The following is a 22,072-nucleotide window of genomic DNA, read 5'->3' on the forward strand; positions in this document are numbered from 1 at the left end:
TCCGCTGATGCGATTCCTGGCCCGGCGGCTGGCGGTCTCCGTACTGCTGGCCGTCGGGGTCACCCTGGTCACCTTCATCCTGACCAACATGGTGCCCGGCGACCCGGCCACCGCGAACCTCGGCCAGCAGGCGCTCGCCAACCCGGCGATCGTCCAGCAGTTCCGGGAGGAGCACGGCCTCGACAAGCCGCTGCCCGTGCAGTACGCGACCTACATGGGCAACCTCGTCCGCGGGGACCTCGGCGAGTCGCAGCAGAGCCACCGGCCGGTCGCCGACGACCTGCGGGAGTTCGTCCCCGCGACGTTCGAGCTGGCCGGCTCGGCGCTGCTGGTGTCGCTCCTGCTCGGCGTCGCGTTCGGAGTGATCGCGGCGTTGCGCCGGGACCGGTTCGTGGACCAGTTCCTGCGGGTGACCAGCCTGGCGGGCGTGTCGGTGCCGACGTTCTGGCTGGCGCTGCTGGCCTTCTACCTCTTCTTCTACAAGTTCGGGCTGGCGCCGGGCTCCGGGAGGCTCTCCCCGGCCATGGCGCCGCCCCCGCACACCACCGGCCTGTACACGGTGGACGCCGCGCTCGCCGGCCAGTGGGACGTGTTCGCCAGCGCCGCCGGCCACCTCGTGCTGCCCGCGCTGGTGCTCGCCGCGTACACGATCGGCCTGCTCACGAGGTTCACGCGGTCGGCCGTGCTGGAGGTGCTCGGCCAGGACTACGTGCGGGCCGCCCGGGCCAAGGGGCTGCCCGCCGGCACCGTCCTGTTCCGGTACACGCTGCGCTCCGCGCTGGTGCCGGTCATCACGGTCGCGGGGCTGGCCTTCGGCAGCCTGCTGTCCGGCACCGTGCTCGTCGAGGCGATCTACGCCTGGCCCGGCGTCGGCGAGTACGCGTACAAGAGCGCGACCACCCTCGACCTGCCCGCCGTGATGGGCGTCGGTCTCGTGGTGGGCGTGATCTACGTGGTGGTCAACCTGGTGGTGGACATGCTGTACGGCGTCATCGACCCAAGAGTGAGGCACACGTGAGCCGCAGGGTGCCGGAGGCGTGGCGCAAGCCGCTCGCCGTCGTCGGCCTCGTCGTCGCGGCGGCATGGCTGGTCGTGGTGCTCGCCGCGCCGCTGCTCGCGCCGCACGACCCGCTGAGCCAGGAGTTCCCTCGGCTCCAGGCGCCGAGCGGAGCGCACTGGTTCGGCACCGACGAACTCGGCCGCGACGTCCTCAGCCGGGTGCTGTTCGGCGCGCGCCTGTCCATCCCGCTCACGCTGCTGCTGGTGGCGATGTCCGTCGTCATCGGCGGGCTGCTGGGGGCGTGCGCCGGCTACTTCGGCCGCTGGCTGGACGAGACGATCATGCGGGTGGCGGACCTGGTGTTCGCGTTCCCCACCGTCATCCTCGCGATGGCCGTGGCGGCCTCGCTCGGCGCGAGTCTGCGCAACGCGGTGCTGGCCGTGCTCGTCGTGTCCTGGCCCGCGTACGCCCGGGTCACCCGCGGCCTGGTGCTCGGCATCCGGTCCCGCGAGTTCGTGATCAGCGGGCGGCTGCTCGGGTTCTCCGCGTGGCGCTCGCTGCGCACCGACGTGCTGCCGAACGTGACCGGCCCCGTCCTGGTGCTGGCCACCCTCGACATCGGCACCCAGCTCCTGCTGCTGTCGGGGCTGTCGTTCCTGGGGCTCGGCGCCAAGCCGCCCACCGCCGAGTGGGGCTCCATGGTGGCGTCGGCCACGCACGTGTTCGACAAGTGGTGGGTCGGCGTGTTCCCCGGCCTCGCCATCCTGACGGTGGTGCTGGCCTTCAACTTCCTCGGTGACACGATGCGCGACGCACTCGACCCGCGGACCGCACGGGCGATCAAGGAGCGGGCGCTGTGACCTTGCTGAACATCGAGGGGCTCACCGTCGAGCTGGGGGGACGGCAGATCATCCGGGGGATCGACCTCGCCCTGGAGCCGGGCCGGATCCACGGGCTCGCGGGCGAGAGCGGCTCCGGGAAGACCATGACCGGGCTGGCGGTCATGGGACTGCTTCCGCACGGCGCGCGCACCGGCGGGCGGATCCTGTTCGACGGGACCGACCTGCTGTCCCTGCCGTCCAAGAAGATGAACGCGCTGCGCGGCAGCGAGATCGGCATGGTCTTCCAGGACCAGTCGACGAGCCTGCACCCGATGCTCACGATCGGCCGCCAGCTCACCGACCACATGCGCCACCATCTGAAGCTGGACAAGGCCGAGGCGCGCCGCCGCGCGGTCGAACTGCTGACGAGGGTGCGCATCCCGGACGCCGACGGCGCCTTCCGGCGGTACCCGCACCAGTTCTCCGGCGGCATGCGCCAGCGCATCGCGATCGCGGCCGCGCTGGCCTGCGACCCCAAGGTCCTGATCGCCGACGAGCCGACCACCGCGCTCGACGTGACCGTCCAGGCCGGCGTCCTGCGCCTCCTGCGCGGCCTGTGCGACGAGCTCGGGCTCGCCGTCCTGCTGGTCACTCACGACCTCGGCGTCATGTCCGCGGTGGCCGACACGATCAGCGTGATGCGGGCGGGCCTGCTGGTCGAGACCGGCGCGCGCGCCCAGGTCATGCGCGAGCCCGCCGACGAGTACACCCGAATGCTGCTGGACGCCCTGCCGGAGCGGAGCACCTCATGAGACTGCCGGACGGCGCCGAGCCGGCGCCCGACACCTCGCTGCTGTCCGTCGAGAACCTGGTGGTGGACCACCGCAGCCCGGACCGGCCCCCGGTGCGGGCGGTGGCGGGCGTCGACCTGACCGTCGCGCCCGGGGAGGTCGTCGGCCTCGTCGGCGAGTCGGGCTGCGGGAAGTCCACGCTGGCCCGCGCCATCTGCGGGATCATCCGCCCGTCCGGCGGCTCCATCGGCTTCGAGGGTCGCCCGGTGACGCCGCTCGGCCTGCGCCGCCGCGACCCCGCGCTGACCCGGATCCAGATGGTCTTCCAGGACCCGTTCGCGTCGCTGAACCCGCGCCGCCGGGTCGGCGGCCAGATCGCCGACGGCCGCCGCGGCGGCCCGACCCCGGGCGAGCTGCTGGAGCGGGTCGGGCTGTCGGCCGACATGGCCGCCCGCTACCCGCACGAGTTCTCCGGCGGGCAGCGGCAGCGCATCGCCATCGCCCGCGCCCTGGCCGCCCAGCCCTCCCTGCTGATCGGCGACGAGCCGATCTCCGCGCTGGACGCCTCCGCGCAGGCGCAGGTCGCGGGGCTGATGCGGGCACTGACCGTGGAGTCGGGGGCGGGGCTGCTCTTCATCAGCCACGACCTGTCGGTCGTCCGGATGATCGCCGACCGGATCGCGGTCATGTACCTGGGCAAGATCGTCGAGATCGGCCGGACCGCCGAGGTCTGGGCCGACCCGCAGCACCCCTACACCCGGGCCCTGCTCGCCGCCATCCCCGCGCCGGACGGGGCGGGCACGCTCCCCGCCGAGCTGCCCGGCGACGTGCCGGACCCGGCGTCGCCGCCGTCCGGGTGCCGCTTTCACCCGCGTTGTCCCCACGCCATGGAGATCTGCTCGAAGCGTGAGCCGGTGCAGGAACGCGGGGTGGCCTGCTGGCTCTACGACTCGGCGCCGGAATGAGCGACGATCGCGTGGAGCGGGTGCGGGCCCGCATGATCGAGCACGGCGTGGACGTGCTCGTCCTGCGGCCCTCCTCGAACCTGCGGTACCTGGCCGGCCCGGCGCCGCACGGCTTCCTCGTCATCACGCCGGACGGCCCGCCCGAGCACGTCCCCGACGCCTCGTCCCTGATCCCGGTGGGCGCGCGGGTCGCCATCGATCCCCAGATGCCCGCGCATGAGCTGCTGTCCATCCAGGAGCGGCTGGGCCCGCAGACCCTGTTCGCCTCGGCCGAGCCGCTCATCGCCCCGCTCCGGATGCGCAAGTCCGACGCGGAGATCGCGGCCATGGAGCGCGCGGCCGTCGCCGCCGACCGCGCCGTGGCGATGGCCTCCGAACTCCGCTGGTCCGGCGCCACCGAACGGGAGATGGCGCGGCTGCTGCGCCTGCTTCTGCTGGAGACCGGCCACGACGAGGTCACGCTCGTCACGGTCGCGGCGGGGGAGCACTCCGCCGCGCCCTACCACCGGCCCACCGAGCGGGTGATCAACCCGGGCGACGCGGTGCTGGTCAACATCGGGGGACGGCACGAGGGCTACTGCTCCGACATCACCCGGATGTTCGTCGTCGCCGAGCCGCCCGAGGACTTCGAGGCCATGTACTCCGTCGTGCTCGCCGTCCACAGCGCCGCCTGCGAGGCGGTGCGTCCCGGCGTCACCGCCGCCGAGATCGACGAGGTCTGCCGCGCCGCCATCGCGGCCAGCGGATACGGGCTGTTCTTCGTCCATCGCACGGGCCACGGGGTCGGGCTCGACCAGTTCGAACCGCCCTACCTGACGTCGGAGGACCGGACCGTCATCGAGCCCGGCATGACCGTGTCCGTCCAGCCCGCCATCTACCTTCCGGGACTGTACGGCGCGCGGATCGAGGACGTCGTCGTCTGCACCGACGTCGGAGCCCGCCGCCTGAACCAGAGCCCGCGCCTGCTCATCGTCACCGACCGCTGAACGTGCCGTGATCCCCGGGTGGACTCGTCCGCCGATGACGGGATACTCCAAGGGTGGGATCGGACGTCTTTCCGGACGAGCTGCGGGCGGCGGGGGTGACGCCCCGCGAGCTGGAGATCTTCTGGCTCGTCGGGGACCGCCTGCACAACCAGGAGATCGCCGACGTCCTGCACGTGTCGGAGCGGACCGTGGAGAGCCACGTGTCGGCCCTCCTCCGCAAGCTCGGCGGCCCGGACCGGCGAGCCTCGCCGAACCGGCTGATCCTGGTCGAGGCGGCGGAGCGGCTGAAGGCGCTCCGGGACGCCGCCGCCCTGCCCAGGCCGCTGTCCTCGTTCGTCGGACGGGACCGGGAGATCGACGACCTGCGCCGGCTCGTCGGCTCCCACCGGCTGCTGACGCTGACGGGGCCCGCCGGGACCGGCAAGACCCGGCTCGCGCTGCGGCTGGCGGACCTGGCCACCGCACTGCCGCCCGCGGTCCTGGTCGACTTCGCCCGAGCCGCGCCCGGCCGGAGCGCGGAACGGGAGTTCGCCGACGCGCTCGGACTCCTCGCCGGGGAGGGCGACGGCTCGCGCGCCCAGATCCGTGCCGCGCTCGCGAAGGGGCGGCACTGGCTCCTCGTCGACAACTGCGAGCACGTGGCCGAGGGCGCGGCGGCGTTGCTCGCGGATCTGCTGGCCACCACCCGCGGCCTTCACGTGCTGGCCACCAGCCACGGGCCGCTGCGGGTGGCGGGGGAGGTCGTGTACGAGATCCCACCGCTGCCGGTCCCCGAAGAGGGCGACGACCCGGCGGCCGTGCTGAGCGCGGCGTCCGCGCGGCTGTTCGCCGACCGCGCCGCCGCGGTGTCCCCCGGTTTCGAGGTCACCTCGGAGAACGCCCGGCACGTGGCGGTGATCTGCCGCCGGCTGGACGGCCTGCCGCTGGCGATCGAGCTCGCGGCCGCCCGGACCCGCGTGTTCTCCGCGGCGGAGCTGCGGGCCCGGCTCGACGACCGGTTCGCGCTGCTGACCGACGGGGCGCGCGGGGCACCGGCCCGGCACCGCACCCTGGAGGAGGCGCTGAACTGGAGCTACGAGCTCCTGAGCGGCGAGGAGCGGGTGCTGTTCGAACGCTGCTCGGTGTTTCCGGCCACGTTCGACTATGACACCGCGACCCGGATCCTCGGCTACCCGCCGCTGAGCGGGGCCGCCCTCGTCCAGGTCTTCCCGCGCCTCCTGGACCGCTCGTTGATCTCGCGCCGGCGGCAGGACGAGAGGACCGAGTACTGCCTGCTCGACAGCGTCCGCCAGTTCGCGCTCCGGCGACTCAAGGCGAGCGGGACGGCCGATCGGGCACGGGAACAGCACGCCCGGCACCACCTGGGGCAGGGGGTGGCCGCGCTGACCGACCTCTGCGGGCGCGACCAGGCCGCCGCGCTCCGCTGGTTCGGGCGCCACTGGGCGGACCTGCGGGCCGGGATGCGATGGGCTCTCCAGCGGCAGGACACGACGCTCGCGTGGGAGTTCCTCGCCGGGATCGGCACCGGTTGGGAGGTGCTCGGCGCCCGCGGCGAGCTCTTCGACTGGCTCGACACGCTGCTCGCACATCCCCTTCCGCGAGGCTCGCTGGGCGTCCGAGCCGCGATCACCTGCGCGATCCTGTTCGACTACCAGGACACCGAACGGGCGCGGGGGTTCGCCGAGCAGGCGTATGAGCGTGTCGGGAGCGCCCCGGCGCAGGACCGGGCGCTGGCCCTGCTCGCCCTCGGCTGGACGGCGAGGGCGGCGGTGGTGGCGCGGGGCAGCGAGGTCGGGGTCCTCGAACGGGCCGTCTCCCTTTTCGAGCGGCTGGGCGACGACTGGCATCGCGCGCTGGCGCTGTTCCGCCTCGGGCTGTCCGTGCCGGACGCCCCGGCCGCCCTGGCCCGGCTGGCGGATGCCGCCGACCTCTTCGATCGCCTCCACAACCCGGTCAAGCGCTCCAACTGCCTCTTCCACATGGCCAATGTCGCGATCGAGGACCGCGTCCGTCTCGACGAGGCCGCGACCTGGCTGGCCGAGGCCGGCCGGCTGGCCGGGACCAGCGGCAACGAGCACGAGCGCCTGCACGCCGAGGTCGCGCTCGCCCGCCTTGACCAGGCGCGCGAGGACCACGCCGCCGCCGAACCCCGGTTCGTCCGGTTGCTCTCCGAGTTCCGTCAGATCGGCGACCTGCGCTGCGCGGCACGGTGCCTCCACGGCCTCGGCGGCGCCGCGGCGGCCGCCGGAGACCACCGGCGGGCCCGGCGGCGCCTCGCCGAGGCCCTGGAGATCGCCGTCGGTCTCGGCGACCGGAACGTGCTCGTGACGAGCCTGCTCCTGCTCGCCGGAGCCGACCACGCGACCGGGCGGCCCGACCGCGCCGCGGTCCTGCTGGGCGCCGTCGAGAACCTCGTCCCGGCGCCTCTCGAAAGCCGGGAGCCGCCGCTCCGGGCCGCCCTCCGCGAACGCCTCGGGCCCGACGGCTTCGCCATGGCCCTCGCCACCGGCCGGAGCACCCCGCTCACCGCGCTGCGCTCGCTGTGAACGCTCCGGTCAGCCGAGCTTCGAGGTCTCGTCCTCGATCGGACGGCCATAGTCCACGGCGTCGAGGACGGCCGGGGGAGCGGTGGCGTGGAAGGCGGCGTCCGGACGTGCGCCGAGCGCGCCGTTGACGGCGGAGAACGCGATGCGCAAGGCCGCCAACACCGTGATCGCGAATATCTGGGCATCGTCCCAGCCGGCGTCGCGCAACTCCTGGACGTCTTCCGCGACGGTGCCGTGGGGCCTGCGGGCGACCTTCCGCGCCCAACCGGCCAAGGCCCGTTCCCGGGCGGTCAGCCCGGTGTCGGCACCGCGGAGCACGGCGGCGGCCGTGTCCGCGTCGCTCGCCTCCGCCAGCCGGGAGCCCCAGGCCAGCGCGCAGTAGGAGTCGCCGGCGGCAGAGGCGCACGCGGCGATGAGGACGCCGCGTGCGCGGAAGTCGAGCCCGGCTGCCGCGCCGGCCGCCCCCAGCAGCTCGGAGAGCCCGGCGGCGAGACGGGGCCGGTGGGCCCACAGCCTGGAGTTGTTCATGACGTGGCCGGTGTCGGCGATGTCCTCGTCGAACATGCGCAGCGCCTCGTCGGTCAGGGGAGGGGCGGCGAGGAAGCCGGCCGCGTTCACCGCTGTCCCGCCTCGAAGGTGACCGGCCGGCCCTGCTCCTTCCAGGCGGCCAGCCCGCCGTCGAGATGCGCGACGTCGGTGTAGCCGAGCTCCTGCAGCGTCTGCGCGGCCAGCGCCGACCTGCCGCCGGAGGCGCAGTAGAGGATCGTCCGCGCGGAGGGGACGAACTCCTCGCGGTGGTACGGGCTGGCGGGGTCCGCCCAGAACTCCAGCATTCCGCGGGGCGCCGGAACCGCGCCCGGGATGGCGCCCTCGCGCCGGACCTCGTCGGGCTCGCGGAGATCGACCAGCGTCACCCCGCCGCCTTCCAGCGCGTCGGCGACCTCCGGCACCGACATGTTGCGCACCTCGTCTCGTGCGCGGGTCACCAGCTGCCGGACGGAACTGCTCATTGCCTCACCTCGAACTCTCGGGTGTCCTTGCCTCCCATCCGACAGGGCCCCGGCAGAACGCACATCCGTGCTCAGTACGGAGACGGCGTCCGGGGAGGCCGCCAAGCCCGCACCCCGCCCTTTCCGGCCATTGTTCTGCTCCGGGGCTCGCAGGGGGCTTGGCCGTGCCCACGAACCGGTGCGCCGCTCGTGGTGGCGGCGAACGAAGAGCGCCAGTCCCGCCGGCCCTATGCTCGTCCGGAGTCGAGCGGGGAGGACACCAGTGTCGAAACTGGACGAGATCGGTGCGTGGCTGCGACACCGGTTGGCGGACCTGCTCGCCGAGAACCGGGTGCCCGGGGCGGCGGTGGCGGTCTGCGCGGGCGGCGAGACGGTCGACGCCGCCGCCGGGGTGCTGAACACGGCCACCGGCGTCGAGGCGACGGTCGACTCCCTCTTCCAGATCGGCTCGATCACGAAGGTGCTGACCGCGACGCTGGCCATGCAGCTGGTCGACGAGGAGAGGCTGGACCTCGACGCTCCGGTGCGGACCTACCTCCCCGAGTTCCGTATCGCCGACGAGCGCGCGGCGGAGCGGATCACCGTGCGTCAGTTGATGTGCCATGTCGCGGGTTTCGAGGGCGACATCTTCACCGACACGGGCAAGGGCGACGACTGCGTCGAGAAGTACCTGGGCGTCCTGCACGAGGTGCCGCAGCTGTTCGAGCCCGGCGAGATGTTCTCGTACAACAACGCCGCCTACTGCGTCCTCGGCCGGATCGTCGAGGTCGTACGGGGGAAGCCGTTCGACGCCTGCATGAGGACGCACCTGTTCGTGCCGCTGGGCCTGACCCACGCCGCGAACGACCCCTACGAGGCGATCATTCACCGAGCGGCGGTGGGACACGTCGAGCAGACGCCGGGTGGCCCGCTCGGGCCCGCCCGGGTCTGGGCGCTGGCGCGCTCGAACGCGCCGGCCGGGTCGATGCTGGCGATGCGCCCTCGCGACCTGCTGGCCTTCGCCCGCATGCATCTCGCCGGAGGGCTCGGCCCGGACGGCGGCTCCGTGCTGAGCCCCGCGAGCGTCAGGGCCATGCAGCAGCCCCAGGTCGGACTGCCCGACATCGACCAGGGCACTGCCTGGGGCCTGGGGTGGGAGCTCTTCGACCTCCCGGGCGGCCGGGTCTTCGGCCACGACGGCAACACCATCGGCCAGTCGGCGTTCCTGCGCGTGGTGCCGGGGCGCGACGTGGCGGTGGCGATCGTCACCAACGGCGGCTCGCCGCGGCGGGTGTACACCGAGATCGCGGGTCGTGTGCTCCGGGAGCTCGGCGGTGTCGAACCGCCGGGGCAGCCGACGCCCGATCCATCCGCGCCTCCGCTGGACGCGTCCCGCTACGTCGGCACCTACACGTCGAGCACAAGTGAGACCACGGTGAGCCAGGACGAGGAGGGGCGGCTCTGGTTGGAGCGCGTCCCCACCGGGATCACCGCCGAGCTGGACGACGCGCCGTACCGGACGGAACTGGTCGCCTGGCGCGGCGATGCGCTGCTCCCGGTCGAGCCCGAGCGCGGCGTCCGCGCCCCGCTCGCCTTCCTCGGCGACGACGGCACGGGGCACGCGATGTATCTGCACAACGGCCGAGCCGACAGGCGCGTGCCGGCGTGAACGGCCTGCACCGGCGCGCTTTCGTCGCCGACATGCACAACGACCTGCTCTGCGCGGTGGTCGCCAGGCCGGTCGACCGCTGGGCGGAGTTCTTCCGGGAGCGCTGGCTGCCGCAGTTGCGGTCCGGCGGGGTGAACCTGGTGACGCTGCCGGTGTTCATCGAGGACCCGTTCCGCCCCGAGGGCGCGCTGCGCCGGACGCTCCGCATGATCGAGGCTGCGCACCGGCTCGCGGCCGGAAACAGCGACGAGGTCGCGTTGTGCCGCGACGGCGCGCAGGTCGACGGCGTCCTCGCGGAGGACCGGATCGCCCTGATCCTGGCGCTGGAGAGCGCTCCCGGCGTGGGCGAGGACGTCGAGCTGCTGGAGACCCTGTTCCGGCTGGGCGTCAGGATCGCGTCCCTGGCGCACTTCGGCCGCACGGCACTGGCCGACGGCAGCGGGGAGGACCGGACCGGTGGCCGGCTCACCCGCGCCGGGGTCGCGGCCTTGGCCGAGATGGAGCGCATCGGCATGCTCTTCGACGTCAGCCACCTCGGCGCCGCCGGCGTCGGGCACGTCCTGGAGCTGGCCTCGCGGCCGGTGATCGCGACGCACTCCTCCGCGCGGGCGCTCCTCGACCACCACCGCAACCTCACGGACGAGCAGATCCGGGGCATCGCCGCGGGCGGCGGCCTCGTGTGCGTCAACTTCTTCGCTCCGTTCCTCCACGAGGACGACCACTCGATCGACCGGTTGATCGACCACCTGGAGCACGTCGCCGGCGTGGCCGGCGTCGAGCACGTCGGCCTCGGCCCCGACTTCGTCAAGGAGGTGCTCGCCGACACCACTCCACCGTGCTGCGAGCGCGCCTTCGTCGAGGGGGTGCCCGCCGACGCGTACCTGCCCGGCCTGGAGGGGCCGGCGGGGATGCCGCTGGTCACCGAGGCACTGCAACGCCGTGGCTGGCCGGAGGACGCCATCGTCGCGGTCCTCGGCGAGAACGTGCGGCGGCTGCTGCGAACCGAGCTCGGCCGGCCCGCCGCCGTCGCCACCGCCTGAGCCCTGTGCGTGGAGGGCGCATGCCGATGCGTCCGGCTCGGTCGGTTCCGTATGCTCCCAGCCGCCCTCACGGCGGTGGTCAGTTCGTGCGGACGGACGAACGCGGGCCTGAATGTTCGATGCGCGCTACAAACGCCGCCAGGGGTTTGCGTCCCAGTATCGTCGGGTGGCTAAGGAGAGCGCTGCCGCGCACACGACCGATGGCTCCGAGAACGCGCGTGGGCCCGCGAACGCCGATCGCGTACTGACGATCCGGGATCTGTCGGTCGAGATCCGGCGCGGCGAAAGGGTCGTCCGGCCCGTCTCGGACGTCGACCTGGTCCTGAACCGCGGGGAGACCCTGGGGATCGTCGGCGAGACCGGGTCCGGCAAGTCCATGACCGGTCTCGCGGTCATGGGCATGCTGCCCCCGGGGGGCCGGGTGACCAGCGGGTCGATCGACCTGGGCGGCGAGGAGCTCGTCGGGCTTCCCGCGGCGCGGTACCGGGCCGTTCGCGGCAACGACGTCGCGATGGTGTTCCAGGACTCGATGACCGCGTTGAACCCGACCCGGCGCATCGGGGAGCAGGTCGCCGAACCGGTGCGCCTGCACCACGGCGCGTCGAAGCGGGCCGCGCGCGGGAGGGCCGAGGAGATGCTCGCCCTGGTCGGGCTGCCGCGGCCGGCCGAGCTGATGGACGACCATCCGCACCGGCTCTCGGGCGGCATGCGGCAACGCGTGATGATCGCGATGGCGCTGGTCTGCGAGCCGCGGGTCGTCATCGCCGACGAGCCGACGACGGCGCTCGACGTCACGATCCAGGCGGAGATCCTCGATCTCCTCGACGACCTCAGGTCCCGGCTGGGCATGTCGATGATCCTCATCACGCACGACATGGGGGTGATCGCCCGGCACGCCGACCGCGTCGGGGTGATGTACGGCGGGCGCATGGCCGAGTCCGGGCCGACCCGCGCGCTCTTCCGGCGGACGCGGCATCGCTACACGCACGCGCTGCTGTCCTCGATCCCCTCGCTGACCCAGGACCGGCGGGAAGAGCTGTTCAGCATCGCGGGCGCGCCGCCGGACCTGACCGCGGCCCAGGCGGGCTGCCCCTTCGCGCCGCGCTGTGACGCCGCGACGGACCGCTGCCGCGAGGAGCGGCCGGCGCCGTCGGTGGAGGAGGACGGCCATGCCCATGCGTGCTGGCATCCGCCCTCCGGTCCGGCGGCCAGGGTCCGCGCCCGGTTCGCCGCTCCGCCGGAGTCCCTCCCCGAGCCGGGGGCCGCGCCGCGGCTGCGCGTCATCGACCTGAGGCGCGAGCACCCGGCGGGCGGCGGCGGTCTCTTCGGCGGCCGCCGGACCGTGAAGGCGGTCTCCGGCGTGAGCTTCGACGTGGCGGTGGGCGAGACGTTCGGCCTCGTCGGAGAGTCGGGCTGCGGCAAGTCCTCCCTGGGCAGGATGCTCGTGGCCCTGGACCGGCCCACCTCCGGTGAGGTGATCTTCGATGGCGAACCGGTCACCGGGCTGAGCGCACGGGCCCTCGGACCGCGCCGCACCCAGCTGCAGATGATGTTCCAGGACTCGAACGCCTCCCTCGACCCCCGGATGCGCATCGGCAGGATCCTGCGCGAACCCCTGGCGATCCAGGGCGTCGGCAGGCGCGCCGAGAGGACCGCTCGCGCTCGCGAGCTGCTGCGCGACGTGGGCCTGCCCGCGAGCGTCATGGAGCGCTACCCCCACGAACTCTCCGGCGGGCAACGGCAGCGCGTGGGCCTGGCCCGCGCGCTCGCCCTGGACCCGAAGGTGCTCGTCGCCGACGAGCCGGTCAGCGCGCTGGACGTCTCCATCCGCTCCCAGGTCCTCAACCTCATGCGCCGCGTCCAGATCGAGCGCGGGCTCAGCAGCGTGGTGATCTCCCATGACCTCGCGGTCGTGCGGTACCTGGCCGACCGGGTCGGAGTCATGTACCTGGGCAAGCTGGTCGAGACCGGGACCACCGAGGAGGTGTACGGCGCCGCCGCGCATCCCTACACCGCGGGGCTGCTCGCGGCGGTCCTGGAGGCGCACCCGGAGGCGCCTCCAGGAGCGCCTGCGGGCGCGCGGGCGCGCGGCGAGCCGCCGAGCCCCATCGACCCGCCGAGCGGCTGCCGGTTCCGCACCCGGTGCGCGCTGGCGACCGATCTGTGCGCGGAGACGGAGCCCCTCCTGGAGCCGGTCACCGACACGCACCAGGTCGCCTGCCACCACCCGTTGCAGCAGCCCGCGGAGCTGACGACCCGATGATCCGTCACCGGTACGCACCAGCGGAGACGCGCTCGCAGACCTCGCCGAAAGGGGATTCGCACAGATGACTTGGTACGTGGTCCGGCGCGTGGCGATCTCGCTCCTCGTCCTGCTCGGGATCTCCGCGGTCGTGTTCTTCCTCCTGCACCTCGTCTCCGACAGCCCGGGGCGCGTCGTCCTGGGCCAGCGCGCCTCGCCCGAGGCGGTGGCGGACTTCAACCGGTCGCACGGGTTCGACCGCCCGGTCGTCATGCAGTACCTCAGCTACCTCGGTCAGCTCCTGCACGGAGACCTGGGGAGGTCGTACAAGCTGAACGCGGACGTCGGGACCCTGCTGCAGCGGAACGTCGGCCGCAGCGCGATGCTCTCGCTGGCCGGCCTCGTCCTCGCGCTCCTGATCGCCGTCCCGCTCGGCATCCTGCAGGCCGTCAGGCGCAACGGCGTCATCGACCGGGTCGCCACGGCGGCGTCGTACGTGCTGTACGCGACGCCGTCGTTCCTGCTCGGGCTGATGCTGATCGCCGTCTTCAGCCAGTCCCTGCCCGTCTTCCCGGCCGAGGCGTCCCAGTCGCACTCCCCCTGGGTGGTGTTCACCGATCCGCGGGCCATGGCGCTTCCCGTCATCACGCTCGCCGCCACCAGCGTCGCGATCTTCTCCCAGTACCAGCGCTCCTCGGCCCTGGACCAGCTCGGCCAGGACTACATCAGGGTCGCGCGGGCCAAGGGACTCCCCGAGCGATTGATCCTGACGCGCCATCTGCTGCGCAACGCCTGCCTGCCGCTGATCACGCTGGTCGGCACGCTCGTCCCCGCGCTCCTGGCGGGCAACCTGATCGTCGAGTCGCTCTTCAACTACCCCGGCCTCGGCCTGCTGTTCCTCAACAGCCTGCAACGCGAGGACTACCCGGTGCTCCTCGCCTACACCCTCATCGGCGGCGTCCTGACCGTGGCCGGCAACTTCGTCGCCGACCTCGTGGTCGCGGCGGCCGACCGGCGGATCGAGCTGAGAAAGTGACCTCACGAGACGTGGACGCCATGACCACTGCGACGGACGCCGCGACAGAGCCCGAGAGCACGACGGCGGGGACCCCGGTCTCGATGCGGTCGGTGCTGCGCCGGCTGCGACGGAACCCGCTCGGTCTCACCGGCGGGCTGCTCCTGGTGCTCCTCGCCGGGCTCTGCTTCCTCGGCCCCCTGTTCCACCCCACCGACCAGACCACCGTGGACCTGGTCAACGCGGCCCTGCCCCCCGGCCCGGGACATCCGCTCGGGACGGACACCAACGGGTTCGACGTGCTCGGACGGCTGATGGAGGGCGGCCGGGTGTCCCTGCAGATCGGGCTGCTCGCCGCGATCTTCGCGACCACGATCGGCACCGTCTACGGCGCCGTCGCCGGACTCGCCGGGGGAGTGGTCGACGGGTTCCTGATGCGGCTGGTCGACGTCATGCTGTCGGTGCCCTTCCTGTTCTTCGTGCTGATCCTGTCGGCCCGGTTCCATGCGAACGCCCTGTCGCTGAGCCTGGTCATCGGAGGGTTCTCCTGGCTCATCTCGGCCCGCCTGGTCCGCGGGGAGGTCCTGACGCTGCGGGTGCGGGAGTTCGTTCTGGCAGCACAGGTGATGGGCTCGTCCCGCCGGCGGCTGATCCTCACGCATCTGGTCCCGAACGCGCTCGGCGTGATCATCGTCAACATCACCTTCCAGGTCGCCGACGCGATCCTCGTCGTCGCCGCCCTGGGATTCCTGGGCTTCGGCCTGACCTATCCCACCGCGGACTGGGGCAGCCAGCTCGCCAGCGGCGTCACCTACATCTCCGCCGGCTACTGGTGGCTGATCTACCCCGTCGGCGGCTGCATCGTCCTCACGGTGCTGGCGCTCAACCTGCTCGCGGACGCGCTTCGCAATGCGGTCGGGAAAAGGACCGACTGAAAGACGGCGTGAAGGACGGCGTGAAGCCCGATCTGTGCGCCGCGACGGACACGGGGCCGAGAAATCGTCGGGTCGACCGAACCCTCGCCGACGCCGGTGGTGCATCTTCGACCCACGCTGCGGAGGCCTCGACACGCACCGTCCTGCCGTCCCCCATCCCTCCGCGCATCTCCACCCGACATGTAGGGAGCCATCAATGACGCAAAGGTCTGGCCGGCGGCGAGGACGCCTCACCGTGGCGCTCGCCGCGTCGGTCGCCGTGTTCGCCGCGGCATGCGCCGGCGGCGCCGGCGCGACGAAGGACAACGCCCGCGAATACGACACGCTGCCGAAGCAGGCGGGCAGCCCCAAGAACGGCGGGACGGCGACGGTCGCGTTGACCCCGGGTCTCAGCCCCAACTTCATCTACCCCTACCCGCCCGCGTCCGCCAACGGGACCGTCATCGGCCGCGGGCTGATGTGGCGTTCCCTCTACCGGCCCAGCGGCGAGGGCGACAAGATCGTGGACGCCGGGTCGAGCCTGGCCGAGGCCCCCGCCTACAGCCCCGACCGCAAGACCGTGACCATCAAGATGAAGGACTACACGTGGTCCGACGGCGCTCCGGTCACGGCCGAGGACGTCGTCTTCTCCCTCGCCCTCCTCAAGTCCGCGCTCGCGGACAGCCCGGCCAACTGGAGCTTCTACACGCCGGGCCAGTTCCCCGACGGAGTCACGGCGGAGGCCGCCGCGCCGGACACGCTCACCCTCAAGCTGGAGACCGCGTACAACCCGTCGTACCTCCTCTCCATGCTGACGCTGCTGTACGTGATGCCGTCCAAGGAGTGGAACATCGCCCGCACAGGAGGGCCGCACCTGGACTACACGAAGCCGAAGAACGCGACGGCGATCTACAAGTACCTCACGAAGGAGTCCGGGTCCCAGTCCACGTTCGCCAGTAACCCGCTCTGGCAGGTGGTCAACGGGCCGTACCGCCTCAAGGCCTTCGACCCGACGACCGGTTCGTTCTCCCTGGTGGCCAACAAGTCCTACAGCGGCCCGGTCAAGTCGCGGCTCGACCAGATCGACTTCAAGGCGTTCACCTCCGCCGCCGCGGTGCTCAACCAGTTCAAGGCCGGCAACCTGACCGTCGGCACGCTGGACTCCGGCTTCATCACCCAGATCAAGGCGCTGAAGGCGAAGGGGTACAACGTCTACGGCGCCCCCGCGCCCGCCCGGTTCGACTCGCTGACCATCAACTTCAAGAACACCGTCGACAACTTCGACAAGGTCATCGCGCAGGCCTACGCCCGGCAGGCCCTGCAGCGCCTGATCGACCAGCAGGGCTACATCGCCAGCCGGGGCATCTACAACGGCGCCGGCTCCCTGAACTACACCACGGCGGGCAGCGGTTCCCCCTACCCGCCCGAGTTCGGCGACGACCCGCCCTACCCGCACGACCCCGCCGCCGCCGAGAAGCTGCTCACCGACAACGGCTGGAAGGTCGTGCCGGACGGCTCCACGACCTGCGTGCGCCCCGGCACCGGGACGGGCGAGTGCGGCGCCGGCATCCCGCGGGGCCAGACGATCAGCTTCACCCTGGCCTCCGCGAACACCCCGGCCTACGTCGGCGCCCGCGACGTCGCGTTCGCGTCGGCGGCCAAGAAGCTCGGCATCAAGGTCAAGATCGTGACCAAGGCGCTGAACTACATGTACTCCAACTACGGCAACACCTTCGCGCCCGCCAAGAAGAACGAGTGGGCGATGCAGGACAACGGATCGCTGTACCTCGCGGCCGGGTACCCGAGCAGCAACACGGTGTTCAACACGGAGGGCAGCTTCAACCTGGGCAGCTACCGGAACGCCGAGGCGGACAAGCTGATCGACGCCTCGACGTTCGGAGCGGACGCGAAGGTCCTCTCGGCCGAGGTGACCAGCCTCGCGAAGGATCTGCCCGTGCTCTTCCTCCCGACCCCGCACACCCTGGTCGTGTGGAAGGACAGCCTGTCCGGCCCGCCGTCGTCGTTCAACGCCCTGCTCAGCTTCCTGTACTCGCCGGAGCAGTGGTACTTCCACGGCTAGCCCGGACCCCCGCCGCCTTCCAGGAGCACCCATGACGCCTGACACGGGCGCGTTCGTCCGGCGGATCCGCCGGATCGACCCGGCCGCCGCCGACCTCGACGATCTCGAGACGGTGCGCGACCTGGTCGGCGACGCGCGGGTGGTGGCCATCGGCGAGGGCGCGCACAACATCACCGAGTTCCACGAGCTCAGGGACCGGCTGTTCCGGATCCTCGTCCGGAGGTTCGGGTTCACGGGCTTCGTGATGGAGTCCGGCTTCGCCGAGGGACTGGCCGTCGACGAGTGGATCCACGGAGGACCGGGGCAGGCCGAGACGGTTGCCCGCGACGGCATCACCTACCGGTTCGGCGAGTGCGAGCCGATGCGGCGGCAGCTGCGCTGGATGCGACGCTGGAACTCCGGGAGCTCGGCGAAGGTCGCCTTCTACGGGATGGACCTTCCGGGCTCGTCCACGTCACCCGGGCCGGCGGTACGCGCCTGCCTCGACCGGATGCCGGGACGCCCGGGTGACGAGGAGCTCCTCCGCCTGGCCGACCTGGGAGGCCGGACGGAGGCGGCGGTCCGCTTCGAGGCCATGACCGGCGCCGATCGCGACCGGCTGCTCGCGGGGCTCCGCGAACTGGGGGAGCGCGCGCTCGTGCTCGACGACGAGGTCGTGCGCCGGTGCGCGGCCTCGCTCCGCGCCTTCACCGAGGAACTGGACGCGCCCTCCGCAGGGCCGTACCCGCGGGACGTGTTCATGGCAGAGACCGTGGGCTGGATCCTTGAGCGGGAACGGCGCATCGTCGTGAGCGCCCACAACGCGCACGTCCGGCGATCGCCGTTCCTCGGCCGGCCGATGATGGGCGGCCTGCTCGACGCCTCGCTGGGAGCCGACCTCGTCTCCATCGGGATGAGCTACGGCTCCGGTCCGGAGGTCCGGTTCACCCAGCGCTCGCCACGCCCCTTCGACTGCGACGTCTCCCTTGGAGCGCGGACGCTGCCGCCGAACAGCATCGAGTCGCGGCTGGACCGCCTCGGCCCGCCCGTGGCCGTCGTCGACCTCCACCGCGCGCCGGCCGGGCTCCTCGACGGCGTCGACGGCACGCTCGCCAACGGCGGCCTCGATCCCGTCGACGACTTCCCGGCGGCCTACGACGCCTTCATCCATTTCCGCCGGGCCACCCGGGTCCCCGGTGCGTTCGAGCGGCTCCGCGCGGAGTTCGAGACGGCCGCACGGGCAGACGCGCAGCAGCCCGCACGACCTGAAGATCCGGAGTCCCCGTGACCTTTCCCTACCCGCCCACCCGTACGGTCGAGGTCTTCGAGGACGTCGCGGGCGTCCGCGTCCCGGATCCGTACCGCTGGCTGGAGCAGGAGACCGATGAGGTGCGGCGATGGCAGCGGCGGCAGGCCGAGCTCGCCGCCGCCGTCATCTACGACGGGCAGGACCCGGAGGCCTTCCGGGGCCTGATCCAGAAGTACGACAGCGGGTCCCGCCCGGCCCTGCCGAGATGCGCGGCCGGCCGCTGGTTCCGCGCCGTGACCCCGCCGGACGGCGGACCGCCCACGGTCGTGGTCGCCGACCAGCCGTTCGGCGCCGGACGACGGGTGACGAGCCTGGCCCAGTTCGGCGACGAGGAGAACCCGGCGTTCCTGTCCTGGATGGCGCCGGCGCCGGACGGCCGCGTTCTGGCCCTGGGCATCTGCACCGACGGCAGTGAGCACAACACCATCCGGCTCGTCGAGGTGGCCTCGGGGCGGCTGCTCGGCGGCGCGCCGGAGCAGGTCCTGCACAGTGCGTGGACCGGCGGTGTCTCGTGGCTGTCCGACAGCAGCGGCTTCTACTTCTTCGCCCTCACCGGCTCACCGCAGGAGTTCAGGCAGGCGGTGTTCCTCCACCGGCTCGGCGCACCGTCCGGGAACACCACCGCGGAGCCGATCCCGGTAGGAGAGGACTCCCGGGAGTACACGCTCGTCCAGACATCGCCGGACGGCCGGTGGGCCGTCGCCAGCCACCGCGTGGGCAGCCCGATCCCCGTCGCGGTTCGCGACCTGTCCGAGCCCGGCAGCGCATGGCGCCCCTTCGTCACCGAGTGCCCCGGGACGATCGCCGGCCACATCGTCGGCGACCATTACATCGCCGTGACCGATGTCGCCGCCCCCCGCGGGCGGGTGGTCGCCATCCCGCTCGACGCGGCGAACGCCGGCGACCCGGCGGGTTGGACCGAGCTCGTCCCGGAAGGCGACACGGTGCTGCGGTCCCTCACCCCGGTCGGCCGGCACCTGTACCTCAGCGAGTTCGACCGGACCTTCGCCAAGGTCCGGATCATCGACCGCTCGGGCGCCACCGCCGGTGAGGTGCCCCTCCCCGGCTGCGGAGCGCTCGCCGCTCCCTTCTTCGCCCTGACCGCCCTGGCCTACGGCGCCCACACGGACGACTTCGTCTTCGCCTTCTCCACGCTGACGAGCTCCTGGGGCGTCTACCGGCACCGTCCCGGCGAGACGGAGGTCGAGACGCTCTCGGCGCCGACGGTCGCCCTCGAGGCCGAACTGGAAGCGGGATGGGCCGTCGCGTCCGACGGCGTGGCGGTCCCGTACCACGTGGTGCGCCCGGCCGGAAGTGACCCGACGTGTCCGGCGCCGACACTGATCTCCGCGTACGGCGCGGCGAACGTGCCCCTCCTGCCCCAGTACCAGCCCGACATGGCCGCCTTCGTCGCCGCAGGCGGCGTCCTCGTGCAGGCGTACCTGCGCGGGGGCGGGGAATTCGGCCGGGACTGGTACCAGGCGGCGCACCGGGAGAAGCGGCACGTCCGCGACGCCGACCTCGTCGCGGTCGCCGAGCACCTCATCGCCGAGGGCCTCACGAGCGCCGACCGGCTCGCGCTGACCGGTGGATCCGACGGCGGACTCATGTGCGGAGTCGCCGTCACCACGCGGCCCGACCTGTGGCGCGCCGTCCTGCCGCGGGAGCCTCTCCTGGACCTCATCGGCGGCACCCGCGACCCCTACCTCGACTTCGTCATCCGCAAGGCCTGGGCCGACCCGGACGATCCGGCGGAGGTCCGCCGCCTCCTCCGGCTGTCGCCGTACGAGCTGGTCGGCCCCGGCGCCTTCCCGGCGGTCTACGTCCAGGCCGGGGCGACCGATCCGCGGTGCCGGCCCTGGCACGCGCGCAAGTTCGCCGCACGGATGCAGGCCGCCCAGGAAGGGGAGGCGCCGATCCTGCTGCACGTCTTCGACAACGCCGGCCACGGCGCGGCGACGCCCCATGACGTCGCGGTCGCGCAGGACGCCGAATGGCTGGCGTTCCTGGTCAGGACGCTCGACCTGCGGGGCCCCGTCAGTCGTCCGGAACCGACCTGAGGGACATCAGGCGCAGTTGCAGCATGGCCGAGAGGCGCGTGTTCGGGTCGCCGAGGTCGACGCCGCCGACCTCGGCCGCCCGCCGAAGCCGGTAGCGGAACGTGTTGGGGTGCACGAACATCGCGGCGGAGGCCACCGCGACGTCGCCGAAGGCGTCGAGCCAGGCGCGCAGCGTCTCGACGAGACTGGTCTGGTGCTCCTTGTCGTAGGCGACGATGCGCGCGACGGGGCCGCTGGGGATGTCTCCGCGGGGAACGAGATCGGCGAGTTCGAGCAGCAGCGCCTCGACGTGGACGTCGTCCAGGCGGGCCACCTGCCGCCCGGCGACTCCTGATCGCAGGACGCGCAGGGCCCGTTCGGCGCCCGAGCGCGACCGGGCGAGCGCCGAGCTGTCCGGGGCGAGCCGTCCCACCCCGATCAGCGGGCGCAGCCGGGACCCGACGCGGGCCAGGAACTCGGTGGCGACCAGGACCGCGCGCTCCTCGGCGTCCTGCCGGTTCTGCGGAAAGGGGAGGATGCCGTAGGAGACGTCGCCGATCAGCGCGGCGGCGGCGCGCGGGTGCATGGCGGACAGGTGCATGGCGAACGCGTCGGCGAGCCGCTTCCGTTCGGTGGCGAGCTGCGCGGGCAGGGGGCTCTCGGCGGCCGAGCCGACGACGGTGAGCGCGAGGACGACCGCCCGCTCGTCCTTCAGGCCGAGGCGGCGCACCGCCTCCAGCGACCGCGGTCCGCTTTCGAGGGCGGTGCTCAGCAGCTCCGCCCGCACCCGCCGCTCCATGTCCGCGTCGGCGCGCTGCCACACCATGTGCATCGCGACGAGCTTGGACGCCTCGTAGAGCGCCTGCCCGCGCTCCTCGCTCAGGGGCTCGGGAACGACCACCCAGATCGTGCCGAGGATCTCGTCCCCGGCGCGCACCGCGATCGCCGCGCGGGGGAGGGCGGGCGGCTGCGTCGCGTCGTCCGTCCTGGGCAGGGGCGCCACGAAGACGGGGCCGTCGCTGCGGTAGATCGCCTGGAACACCCCGCGCTCCTCCAGGATGCGGGTGTACTGCTCCGGGACCTGCCGGCCCAGGATCGTCTGGACCCGGGACAGGTCCGCCTCCTCCTGCCGGCTCGAGAAGGCCAGCAGGCGCGAGTTGCGGTCCTCGATGGTGACGGGTGCGTTGAGCAGCGCGGCGATGGCGTTGGCGACCGCGAAGAGATCACCGGACGGGATCCGGCCGAACGCGTCGGAACCGGCGTCGTACAGGCCGCTGTCGGCGGTCAGGGTCCGGAGCATCCCCGTCAGGTGCGTCCACGACGCGCCGCGGGCGAACGCGAGGACCGCCACCCCCGCTCCGCGCGCCGCCGCGACGAGCCGCTCGTCGGCCTCCACGGGCGCGCGAACCACCAGCCCGGCGGCGCTGCGCCGCCCGAGCTGGGTCACGACCCGCGCGATGTCGGCGGGATCGTGCAGGCCGACGCCCATCACCAGCGCGTTGCTCGGCAGCTCGGGCTCGTCGAGCGGGTCGTAGATCACGACGCCGCCGATGTCGCCGGCGAGCTCGACGTCACCGCAGACCACGTCGAGCAGCGTGGTGCCGAGTTCTTCCAGGACGCGCCCGAGGCTGGCCCGCGGGAGGCTGGTCACGGGGAGGAGCATGCGCCCGAAGCTAGCGCGGCGCGT

17 protein-coding genes are annotated in these 22,072 nt (G+C 72.7%); 14 read left to right on the forward strand and 3 right to left on the reverse strand.

Annotated features, from left to right (window positions below; translation table 11 throughout):
- Positions 1 to 7: 7 nt before the first annotated feature.
- Genes ABWI04_RS02610 through ABWI04_RS02635 form a run of 6 tightly spaced genes read left to right on the forward strand, consistent with a single transcriptional unit; the run spans position 8 to position 7,109 of the window.
- Positions 8 to 1,018 carry an ABC transporter permease gene (locus tag ABWI04_RS02610; protein WP_345172235.1) on the forward strand — a complete coding sequence of 337 codons (1,011 nt, stop codon included), beginning with the start codon at positions 8 to 10 and terminating at the stop codon, positions 1,016 to 1,018.
- Complete coding sequence (locus ABWI04_RS02615) at positions 1,015 to 1,860, forward strand: ABC transporter permease (RefSeq protein WP_345172237.1); 846 nt, start codon at positions 1,015 to 1,017, stop codon at positions 1,858 to 1,860. Before ABWI04_RS02610 ends, ABWI04_RS02615 begins: the two co-directional genes overlap by 4 nt.
- Positions 1,857 to 2,633, forward strand: a complete 777-nt coding sequence (locus ABWI04_RS02620; RefSeq protein WP_353831263.1) for an ABC transporter ATP-binding protein — start codon at positions 1,857 to 1,859, stop codon at positions 2,631 to 2,633. The genes ABWI04_RS02615 and ABWI04_RS02620 overlap by 4 nt, the downstream gene beginning before the upstream one ends.
- Positions 2,630 to 3,577: an ABC transporter ATP-binding protein gene (locus tag ABWI04_RS02625; protein WP_353831264.1), complete on the forward strand. Its 948-nt coding sequence runs from the start codon at positions 2,630 to 2,632 to the stop codon at positions 3,575 to 3,577. Before ABWI04_RS02620 ends, ABWI04_RS02625 begins: the two co-directional genes overlap by 4 nt.
- Positions 3,574 to 4,563 carry a M24 family metallopeptidase gene (locus tag ABWI04_RS02630; RefSeq protein WP_345172243.1) on the forward strand — a complete coding sequence of 330 codons (990 nt, stop codon included), beginning with the start codon at positions 3,574 to 3,576 and terminating at the stop codon, positions 4,561 to 4,563. The genes ABWI04_RS02625 and ABWI04_RS02630 overlap by 4 nt, the downstream gene beginning before the upstream one ends.
- A gap of 53 nt (positions 4,564 to 4,616) precedes the next feature.
- Entirely contained in the window at positions 4,617 to 7,109 is a 2,493-nt protein-coding gene (locus ABWI04_RS02635; protein WP_353831265.1) for an ATP-binding protein, read from the forward strand.
- Positions 7,110 to 7,118: 9 nt separating this feature from the next.
- Here the strand turns inward: ABWI04_RS02635 and ABWI04_RS02640 are convergent, their stop codons facing one another.
- Both ABWI04_RS02640 and ABWI04_RS02645 read right to left on the reverse strand, forming a co-directional pair.
- Positions 7,119 to 7,727, reverse strand: coding sequence for a carboxymuconolactone decarboxylase family protein (locus ABWI04_RS02640; protein ID WP_353831266.1), 609 nt, complete (start codon positions 7,725 to 7,727; stop codon positions 7,119 to 7,121).
- Positions 7,724 to 8,119: a rhodanese-like domain-containing protein gene (locus tag ABWI04_RS02645; RefSeq protein ID WP_345172249.1), complete on the reverse strand. Its 396-nt coding sequence runs from the start codon at positions 8,117 to 8,119 to the stop codon at positions 7,724 to 7,726. Before ABWI04_RS02645 ends, ABWI04_RS02640 begins: the two co-directional genes overlap by 4 nt.
- Before the next feature lie 262 nt (positions 8,120 to 8,381).
- Between ABWI04_RS02645 and ABWI04_RS02650 the strand changes: the two genes are divergently transcribed.
- From ABWI04_RS02650 to ABWI04_RS02685, 8 genes are all read left to right on the forward strand, one after another.
- On the forward strand, positions 8,382 to 9,767 hold the full coding sequence (locus tag ABWI04_RS02650; RefSeq protein WP_353831267.1) for a serine hydrolase domain-containing protein: 1,386 nt from the start codon (positions 8,382 to 8,384) through the stop codon (positions 9,765 to 9,767).
- Entirely contained in the window at positions 9,764 to 10,807 is a 1,044-nt protein-coding gene (locus ABWI04_RS02655; RefSeq protein ID WP_353831268.1) for a dipeptidase, read from the forward strand. The genes ABWI04_RS02650 and ABWI04_RS02655 overlap by 4 nt, the downstream gene beginning before the upstream one ends.
- 166 nt (positions 10,808 to 10,973) lie before the next feature.
- Positions 10,974 to 13,070 carry a dipeptide ABC transporter ATP-binding protein gene (locus ABWI04_RS02660; RefSeq protein ID WP_353831269.1) on the forward strand — a complete coding sequence of 699 codons (2,097 nt, stop codon included), beginning with the start codon at positions 10,974 to 10,976 and terminating at the stop codon, positions 13,068 to 13,070.
- A 64-nt stretch (positions 13,071 to 13,134) separates the two neighbouring features.
- Complete coding sequence (locus ABWI04_RS02665; RefSeq protein WP_345172258.1) at positions 13,135 to 14,085, forward strand: ABC transporter permease; 951 nt, start codon at positions 13,135 to 13,137, stop codon at positions 14,083 to 14,085.
- A 20-nt stretch (positions 14,086 to 14,105) separates the two neighbouring features.
- Positions 14,106 to 14,999 carry an ABC transporter permease gene (locus tag ABWI04_RS02670; protein ID WP_345172260.1) on the forward strand — a complete coding sequence of 298 codons (894 nt, stop codon included), beginning with the start codon at positions 14,106 to 14,108 and terminating at the stop codon, positions 14,997 to 14,999.
- A 196-nt stretch (positions 15,000 to 15,195) separates the two neighbouring features.
- On the forward strand, positions 15,196 to 17,058 hold the full coding sequence (locus tag ABWI04_RS02675; protein ID WP_353831270.1) for an ABC transporter substrate-binding protein: 1,863 nt from the start codon (positions 15,196 to 15,198) through the stop codon (positions 17,056 to 17,058).
- Positions 17,059 to 17,089: 31 nt separating this feature from the next.
- Entirely contained in the window at positions 17,090 to 18,325 is a 1,236-nt protein-coding gene (locus ABWI04_RS02680) for an erythromycin esterase family protein (protein WP_353831271.1), read from the forward strand.
- Entirely contained in the window at positions 18,322 to 20,406 is a 2,085-nt protein-coding gene (locus ABWI04_RS02685; RefSeq protein WP_353831272.1) for a prolyl oligopeptidase family serine peptidase, read from the forward strand. The genes ABWI04_RS02680 and ABWI04_RS02685 overlap by 4 nt, the downstream gene beginning before the upstream one ends.
- Here the strand turns inward: ABWI04_RS02685 and ABWI04_RS02690 are convergent.
- The gene (locus ABWI04_RS02690; RefSeq protein ID WP_353831273.1) at positions 20,384 to 22,048 is read right to left on the reverse strand and encodes a PucR family transcriptional regulator; all 1,665 of its coding nucleotides are present in this window, start codon (positions 22,046 to 22,048) and stop codon (positions 20,384 to 20,386) included. The two genes, ABWI04_RS02685 and ABWI04_RS02690, sit on opposite strands and share 23 nt — an antisense overlap.
- Between the last annotated feature and the right edge of the window lie 24 nt (positions 22,049 to 22,072).

The sequence above is a fragment of the Actinomadura sp. NPDC000929 genome (genome assembly GCF_040492065.1).
Classification (GTDB): Bacteria; Actinomycetota; Actinomycetes; order Streptosporangiales; family Streptosporangiaceae; genus Spirillospora; species Spirillospora verrucosospora.